This window comes from Spirulina sp. CS-785/01, from assembly GCF_028330525.1.
GTDB lineage: Bacteria > Cyanobacteriota > Cyanobacteriia > Cyanobacteriales > Spirulinaceae > JAQMSD01.
Window position 1 is genome coordinate 1 of the sequence record NZ_JAQMSD010000261.1, and the last position, 7990, is coordinate 7990.

At 46.6% G+C, this 7990-nt stretch carries 8 protein-coding genes and 1 pseudogene; 6 read left to right on the forward strand and 3 right to left on the reverse strand.

What is annotated here, in order from left to right; translation table 11 throughout:
* Window positions 1–1351 (forward strand): M23 family metallopeptidase (locus PN462_RS17085; protein ID WP_272130031.1); only part of this gene is annotated, 1351 nt, incomplete at its 5' end.
* Here the strand turns inward: PN462_RS17085 and ribE are convergent.
* Complete coding sequence (ribE, locus tag PN462_RS17090; RefSeq protein ID WP_272130032.1) at window positions 1314–1997, reverse strand: riboflavin synthase; 684 nt, start codon at window positions 1995–1997, stop codon at window positions 1314–1316. The genes PN462_RS17085 and ribE overlap by 38 nt on opposite strands.
* Window positions 1998–2298: 301 nt before the next feature.
* Between ribE and PN462_RS17095 the strand changes: the two genes are divergently transcribed.
* The 3 genes from PN462_RS17095 to PN462_RS17105 all read left to right on the forward strand — a co-directional run bounded on the left by PN462_RS17095 (window position 2299) and on the right by PN462_RS17105 (window position 4915).
* Window positions 2299–2802 (forward strand): bifunctional nuclease family protein, encoded by a 504-nt coding sequence (locus PN462_RS17095; protein ID WP_272130033.1) that lies wholly within the window; start codon window positions 2299–2301, stop codon window positions 2800–2802.
* 261 nt (window positions 2803–3063) lie between these two features.
* Complete coding sequence (locus PN462_RS17100) at window positions 3064–4194, forward strand: aldo/keto reductase (protein ID WP_272130034.1); 1131 nt, start codon at window positions 3064–3066, stop codon at window positions 4192–4194.
* Between the two features lie 142 nt (window positions 4195–4336).
* Entirely contained in the window at window positions 4337–4915 is a 579-nt protein-coding gene (locus PN462_RS17105; RefSeq protein WP_272130035.1) for a hypothetical protein, read from the forward strand.
* A gap of 47 nt (window positions 4916–4962) precedes the next feature.
* Here the strand turns inward: PN462_RS17105 and PN462_RS17110 are convergent, their stop codons facing one another.
* A complete protein-coding gene (locus tag PN462_RS17110; RefSeq protein ID WP_272130036.1) occupies window positions 4963–5607 on the reverse strand; it encodes a cofactor assembly of complex C subunit B in 645 nt (214 codons plus the stop codon).
* Between the two features lie 66 nt (window positions 5608–5673).
* On the reverse strand, window positions 5674–6402 hold the full coding sequence (rpaB, locus tag PN462_RS17115; protein ID WP_272130038.1) for a response regulator transcription factor RpaB: 729 nt from the start codon (window positions 6400–6402) through the stop codon (window positions 5674–5676).
* A gap of 479 nt (window positions 6403–6881) precedes the next feature.
* On the opposite strand from rpaB, the gene PN462_RS17120 reads away from it, so the two are divergent.
* Window positions 6882–7646 carry a metallophosphoesterase family protein gene (locus tag PN462_RS17120; RefSeq protein ID WP_272130037.1) on the forward strand — a complete coding sequence of 255 codons (765 nt, stop codon included), beginning with the start codon at window positions 6882–6884 and terminating at the stop codon, window positions 7644–7646.
* Window positions 7647–7683: 37 nt separating this feature from the next.
* Window positions 7684–7990 (forward strand): annotated as a pseudogene (locus PN462_RS23605) (hypothetical protein); the annotation flags it as partial.

Genomic DNA, 7990 nt, shown 5'->3' on the forward strand with positions numbered 1-7990 from the left:
CCCAACCCCCTCACAACCCGTAGCCCGTCCTCAACCCCGTCCCTCGCAACCTGTAGCGAGTCCCCAACCCAGTCCCTCGCAACCTGTAGCCCGTCCTCAACCCAGTCCTCGTCCTAACCGTCCCGTAGCCCAACCCAGTCAACCCAACATCACTCCCCCCACGGTGACAGTCCCCGACCAACAAACAGGAAAAATTCCCGATCATCTCATTGATCATCATCCCAGTGAGTCCAGAAGACGAGCGACCAATCAATATGTTGATCCCAGTAATCACTTTAATCCCCGGACAGCAGACAATAATCAACCCAATGAGTCCCCCTCCCGAACCACTGCCAATAACGGCACAAGTGAACGTCCCACAGTCGTCTTAAATGAACGGCAAACGGGATGTCGTACTGTGGTGCGCAATGGACGCTTGGCCAGTGGCAGTTGTAGCACCACCGTAGCGACTCAGCCCTCTAAACCCAGTAGAGAGAATCAAAATGTGGTCACTCGTTCTAACCCAACCGGGCAATCTCGCTCGAATACGCGAATTGCCAGTGCTGCCCCCACTTCTGCCAGGACTTCTCGTTCTCGTTCTGGTACAACTCATTTAAAGGCTGTTCCAGTCCCCTCTCCCCAAGAAATGGTGGCGTTAAAACGTCAGTTAGGGGAACGGTTTTCTGAGATTAAAACAAAGGTTCAAGAGTATGGCCTCGATCGCATGGCCTACCCTAATAATGGCAACCGTGCTTTATTATTCCCCTTACCCGTTGCAGCCCAAATTACCTCGGCCTTTGGTTGGCGAATACACCCAATTTTTGGGGATTGGCGGATGCACACAGGGACCGATATTGCAGCCCCTCTGGGGACTCCTGTATTGGCGGCCTTTCAGGGAGAAGTGGCTATTGCGGATTATGTGGGGGGGTACGGCAATATGGTGGTTCTCCGTCACGAAGAAAGCACCCAAGAATCCCGATATGCCCACCTCAAGCAAATTTTAGTTGAACCCGGTCAATGGGTAGAACAAGGCCAAGTGATTGGTTTAGTGGGCAGTACAGGCAATTCCACCGGGGCCCATTTACATTTTGAATGGCGACATAATATGGCCGAGGGATGGATTCCTGTGGACGCAGGCCCCCATTTAGAATGGGCAATGACGGCCATGTTGGAACAAATGGAACAGGAAATGGCAGAGGAGGAGGTAAAAATTGGCATGACCGATTGGAATTTCCCCCTCGATGACTTAGACACCTTGGGCGAAATTGTTTTAGGGACGGGGACGCTCTTTTTCAGCGACTTTGAGGAGTTGGCCGAAATAGACCGCACTCAGACTAACCGTACCCGTGTTGTGCCAAAAACGTCAGGCTAATTTCTGTTGGGTCATTTTCTGTTTTAGGGGAATGACCCACAAATCGTTCTACATATTTGCCTAAGATATCCCCCTCTAAGTTCACCCAGTCCCCTACGGAGAGGGTGTGGAGGTTCGTTTCTTTGTAGGTAACGGGGATAACGGCCACTTTGAACCAATGGGAGTCACAGGCCGCCACAGTTAAACTAATACCATTGACGGTAATACTGCCTTTGGAGACTAAATAGCGGGCAATGTGGCGATCCCACTCGGATTTTAGCGTGGGGACAGGCGAGAAGACTAATTCCCAGGCCCGGTCGGTCTGTACCGTCTCCTGTAAACACCCCACCCCATCCACATGGCCGGTGACAAAATGCCCGCCAATTTTACTCCCCACCCGCAGGGAGGCTTCTAAATTCACAGACCCCCCGGTTTCACTACTGCGGCCTAGGGTGGTTCTCGCTAGGGTTTCCGGGGAGGCCGTGGCCACAAATCCCCGTGCCAAAATGGTTTCTACGGTTAAACAGACTCCATCCACCGCAATACTATCCCCTAGGGCAATATCGGACAAAATTGCCGGGTCGGCTGAGGGAACTAAAGAAACCTGAAAGCGATCATTACCTTGAGGCTGTATCTTGCCGATAGATTGAATAATTCCGGTGAACATGAGTTGTGTTTCTGGATTATTAACGATTTCTGTAAGATTTGCGGACCAGTCCGAAAAAGGGGCTTTCCCTTGGGAAATCAACGATCCCCCGATCCCCAATCTAGGGCATACTGGTGAAAGGGGACAAAATATAATGATTTTGATCAATCCCACTCAGAACGAGAATTTAGAGCTAAAGTAAGGTTATGGCTCTATTTTCAAACAGAAAACAGTATTCGTAGATTACGCCTAGTCTGGTTTTGTTTATTGTGGCAGTTTGCCCTTGCCTCTGTTCGATGTCGATCCTAAGAGACACAAGCCCATGATTGAAATGAAAGTTGCTGGCATTGCTCTTGATGCCGTCACGCGCAGCCCAATTGTGTTACTTAAAGATGGTTCTGATCGCCGCGCCCTTCCCATTTATATTGGGCAAGATCAAGCAAAAGCGATTATTGGGGCTTTAGAAAACCAAAAACCCCCTCGTCCCCTTACTCATGATCTCTTTGGGTCTTTGTTACAAACGTGGGAGATGGTTCTCACGAAGGTGATTATTCATGCGTTACAAGATAATACGTTTTACGCCATTTTGTGCTTGACCAGAGGAGAGGAACATAAAGAAATTGATTGTCGGCCTAGTGATGCGATCGCTATTGCCCTCCGGACGAATAGCCCGATCTGGGTGATGGAGGAAGTGATTGCCGATGCGTCTATCCCGGTTGATCGAGATGCCGATGAGGAAGAACGCAAAGCCTTCCGCGATTTTATCTCCAATCTCAGCCCAGGGGATTTCACTCAACGGGATCATCGGCAGGAGAGTGAGTCTTAAAATATCTTAAAATATCTTAAAATAATGGATAATGGGTAAGCATTCAGCTATCAGCCGGAAGATGCGAGATTTATCCAAAAGAGCGAAAAAGATTAGGAACTTCACTCTCTTATGTCTCAAAGGTGATTCATCGTAAGGATGGCTATAAGTATGGTTTTGTGGCATAATGTCAAAAAAAGTCGAGTAAATCCCCTACTAGAGGTTAACCCTAACCCAAAACCAAGCACCCAAAACCAAGAACAAAGAACAAATAACAACAAAATGACCTACCGACGCTTTGGGAAGACGGATTTGCCCTTGTCGGTTTTTTCTTTGGGGACAATGCGCTGTTTAAGTGGTCTTTCGCAGTTTGAACAGGTGGTGCAGACTGCGGTGTCTGGGGGGATTAATCATTTGGAAACGGCGAGAGGGTATGGGAAAAGTGAGGTTTATTTAGGGGAAACGTTGTCTCGTCTCTCGCTTCGACGGGATCATCTCTATATTACGACTAAATTACCGCCAACTCCCGATGCTGCGACGATGGAGGGGTGGATTGAGGAGTCTTTACAGCGATTACAACTGGATTATATTGATGGTTTGGCGTTGCATGGGATTAATACGTGGGAACATCTGGAGTGGGTGACGCGGCCAGAGGGGTGTAGAAAGGCTTTAGAAGGCGCGATCGCTTCAAAAAAGATACATCACCTCGGCTTCTCCACTCACGCCCCCCTAGAGGTCATTCTAGCCGCCATAGAAACTGATTTATTTGAGTTCATTAACCTCCACTATTACTATTTTTTCCAACACAATGAACCTGCACTCACTTTGGCCGCAGAAAAAGACATGGGGGTTTTTATTATCTCCCCCGCAGATAAAGGAGGCCAACTCTATAACCCCCCCAACCCCCTGAAACAACTTTGTTCTCCCCTCACCCCCCTAGAATTTAATTATCGTTTTTTACTCGCTGATCCTCGCATTACTACCCTCAGCATGGGTGCAGCAACCCCAGAGGAGCTTTCTACCCCACTCCAACTCGCCAATCGGACTCAACCCCTCGATGAGACAGAAAAGGCGGTTATGGAGCGTTTAGAGGGACGTATGATGGAACAATTACAGGGGGATCACTGTCGTCAGTGTTACCAATGTTTACCCTGTCCAGAAGTGATTAATATTCCCGAAGTCTTGCGTTTACGAAATTTAGCCGTAAGCTACGAGATGCAGGGGTTTGGGGAATATCGTTACGGGATGTTTGAGAATGCGGGCCATTGGTTTTGGGGCCGCAAAGGATCACGCTGTACGGAATGTGGTGACTGTCTCCCCCGTTGTCCCGAAAATTTAGACATTCCCCGTTTATTACAAGACACCCATCAACGTCTCAATGGTAAACCACGTCGTCGTCTTTGGGACACTTAACAATTAAGGTAAAACCCTTTTAAACTGGGTGTCTTCAAGGGAGCAAAAAAATACTCTAATCCCTGTTCCCTGTTCCCTGTTCCCTCCTATCACATACCAATTTAAATGCACAACAGCTTAGCAATTAACAATTATGATGAGAATGTTGAGTTCTGTTTTAATGATTGCGTTAATGGTTTCTTGGCCGACTGTTAGTTTGGCGCAAGACACCGATAATGGAGAGAATGATTCTACACCAATTGAGTCTGAACCTGCCGCGGAGAGTGGCTCACGGGTTGGGGAGTTATTAAAATTAACCCTAGAAAGTTGCCAAATTGATCCGAGTCATTTACAAGAAGAAACCCAACAAGAGTTAATTAATCAAGGTAAATTAATTACTGAACAAACTATTTCACAAATGGGGTTAACAACACCGAGTTTATGGTGGGCGCAAACCCAGTTTGGACGGGATAAACTTTTACAAAATTGGTTGGCTTATCCTGAACAAAAACGTATTGATTTAATTGTAAATCGCCAACTTTGGGGACAAATGGACTATTTAGCTCAATATAGTTTTGTCAATAAATTTGGGACTATTGCGCGAGAATACGATTATGAATTACGAGTGTTTAACCGTCAACCCCAATGTTTAGCGGTTTACTGGTGCAATACTGAAACCCCCAATTCTCGTTGCGAAATTGACTTACAACCCCCAAGACGTGATCCGTTTAATATTTTTTAAAATGAAGAATTAAATGCTCAGGCGTTATACAAACAACAAACGACAAATTATAAATTCACTGCAAGAGTATCAGATAACTTTTCCGCAATTCCGGTGATCCAGCGTTCGTCTTGTTTGGTGTAACTGCGGGGAGCGTTTGCACCTAAGACTAAGATTCCTTGTTCGCCTAGGGGTTGACAAATTACGCCTTGTGTGTTAAGGGGGAGATAATCAAATTCTATTTTGCCGGGATAGACTTTTAAATCGACTAAATAAACGGGTTTTTGCTTTTCGATGACTCGTTTAGCGATCGCACCAAAACTCACTTCTTGTTTCTCTGGCAAAATCCCCCGTCGGAGTAACAGGCGATCGCCATAATAAGCCACAATTGCCTTAGTTACAGTATTTGTCAACAACAAATGACTAGCCCAGGCCAACTCTTTGCGCACCTCATCCGGTATATCCTCCGCGAGATCAAACTGTTGCGTCCCCTCCAACTCTACTGCATCGGGGGAGCGCGGTTGGACTTGTTGCCAGAGCAATCCCACTAAAATTAACAAAGCACTCAGAAGAACCCCCAACACATCCGAACGGGATTGAGTCCCCGTTAGATTCTCCGTGACACTGCGATTAATCAGCAGCAGAACTCCCCCCAATGTGCCAGCCACAAGGGGTAACAAGCGTAATACTCGATTGGGATCAGCTTGAGCCATTATACTCTCTATCCTGCATCAATCATGAGCCACTCGTCCTCTTGAACGAATGACCCACAACCCAATTTACTCCTCTCCGGGTTCAAGAATACGCTGGAATAAATACCCTGTTCCCCGTGCGGTGAGAATTAACTCTGGGTTACTGGGGTCATCTTCCAACTTTGCCCGCAGACGGGAAATATGTACATCAACCACACGGGTATCCACATGACGTTCAGGGGTATATCCCCACACCTCTTGAAGAATCTCCGAGCGAGAAAAGGCCTCTCCAGAGCGACTCACCAATAACTCCAATAAGCTGAACTCCATCCCCGTCAAGCGGATGCGTTCATCGCCTTTATAGACTTGTCGCCGATTGGTGTCAATCTTGATCGAGGCAATTTGGATCACCCCAGAACTGGGAATCCCGGAACCGGCCTCTTTATCCACCCGTCGTAACACCGAGCGAATTCTCGCTTCGAGTTCCTTGGGGGAAAACGGCTTGACCACATAGTCATCCGCGCCTAATTCTAACCCAGTAATGCGATCGGCAACATCACCGAGAGCCGTCAACATGATAATCGGAATATCGGATTCCTTGCGCAGTTCCTGACATACGCCATACCCATCTAATTTGGGCATCATCACATCAAGAACCACTAAGTCCGGTTCATTCTCATGAAACGTTTCAATTGCTTCTTCTCCATCGGCTGCCGTTACAACATCGTAACCGATCATAGAAAGCCGAGTTTCTAGGATACGGCGGATGCTCGCTTCATCATCGACAACGAGGATTTTTTCCTTATGAGTCTCCAATGAACTCAACACTCCTTCTCTACAGGGGGACGATTGCTGGTTTATAGCAACTATGCTAAACGCACATTTTGACATACTCCCCCGACAAATCAAAGATTTGCCCCAGCGTCTGGGGAAGTCTGTTGTCTTGCAAGCCCGATCTAACCAAGACTGTATTTTGATAGATTGGTCTTAGGCTTTCTTACCCTAATGTGTTATTGAGGGAAAGACAACACTCGACCTTTTCTTCAAGTTTGATTTTCAGGGGTTTTCTACAAAGTTGCCCAGTTTTTAACATTTTTTTATACTGATGAGGTATTGAGCCTCTTTCTTGAGAAGATGGGGATAGGGGATGCGGAATGCTGATCCTCAAGCCTGTATCCCTCCAGAGGGAGATGCGGAACAGCAAGATTAGGGAAAATCCGTCATACTAGAAAGAAACGTGCTAGAAAGAAACGTGAAGGAATCGATCGCTCATCTAGGAGTTTGATAAAACAGCAATGTCCCGTCGAATCTTTATTGGCGATGTCCATGGTCACTACGAAGCCTTGATGATGCTACTCGATGCGATCGCACCGGGAGCAAAGGATCAAGTTTACTTTGTCGGCGATTTAATTGATCGTGGGCCGCAAAGTGCGCAAGTGATCGATTTTGTCATGAATAGCTCCTATCAGAGTATTTTGGGCAATCATGAACAAATGCTCCTAGAAGTGATGGGCCAGGAGAATATCCCCGAATATATCCGCCAATCGTGGCTTTACAGTGGAGGCCACGCGACGTTAAAAAGTTATGGAACGCCAGGCATTGCACGAAAACACTTAGACTGGATACGCCATCTCCCCACCCATTTAGATTTAGGGGATGTTTGGTTAGTTCATGCGGGAGTTGATCCCCAACTTCCCATCAGCGAACAAACCTCAGAACATTTTTGTTGGATTCGAGATGAATTTCACTGTATGCCCCAGCCCTATTTTGAGGATAAATTAATTATTACGGGACATACCATCACCTTCACTATTCCTGGAGTGATGCCAGGAAAATTAGCTATGGGGGCCGGTTGGTTAGATATTGACACGGGGGCCTATCATCGCCAAAGTGGTTGGTTAACAGGGGTAGATTTTGACCAGCAGACCATTTATCAAGTCAATACCCGCAAACACCATTCACGGACATTAAGCTGGGATGAGGGCATCACAAAAGTAAATCCCACCAAAATCTTACCAAAAATAATGGGTCTAAAGCCTCGCCCTTTTAGGGCGACTTGATGGTATGATAATTTTGTGTAGGTTTATCTCACGTAAAATGCTCGTCTTAGAGTTCAAGGCTAAAGGAAAACCAACTCAATACAGTGCCATTGATGAGGCCATCCGAACGGTTCAATTCATCCGCAATAAAGCAATTCGATGCCAGGATGGACAATTTAGGAGTTGGACAAAAAGACTTGTATCGTCTCAGCAAGGTACTTAGAGATGAGTTTCCTTTTGCTAAAACCTTAAATTCTAGCGCGTGCCAAGCATCTATTGAGAGAGCTTATTCTGCCATTGCCAGATTTTATAATAACTGCAAAAAAGGGATTCCTGGGAAAAAAGGCTACCCTCAATTCCAGAAA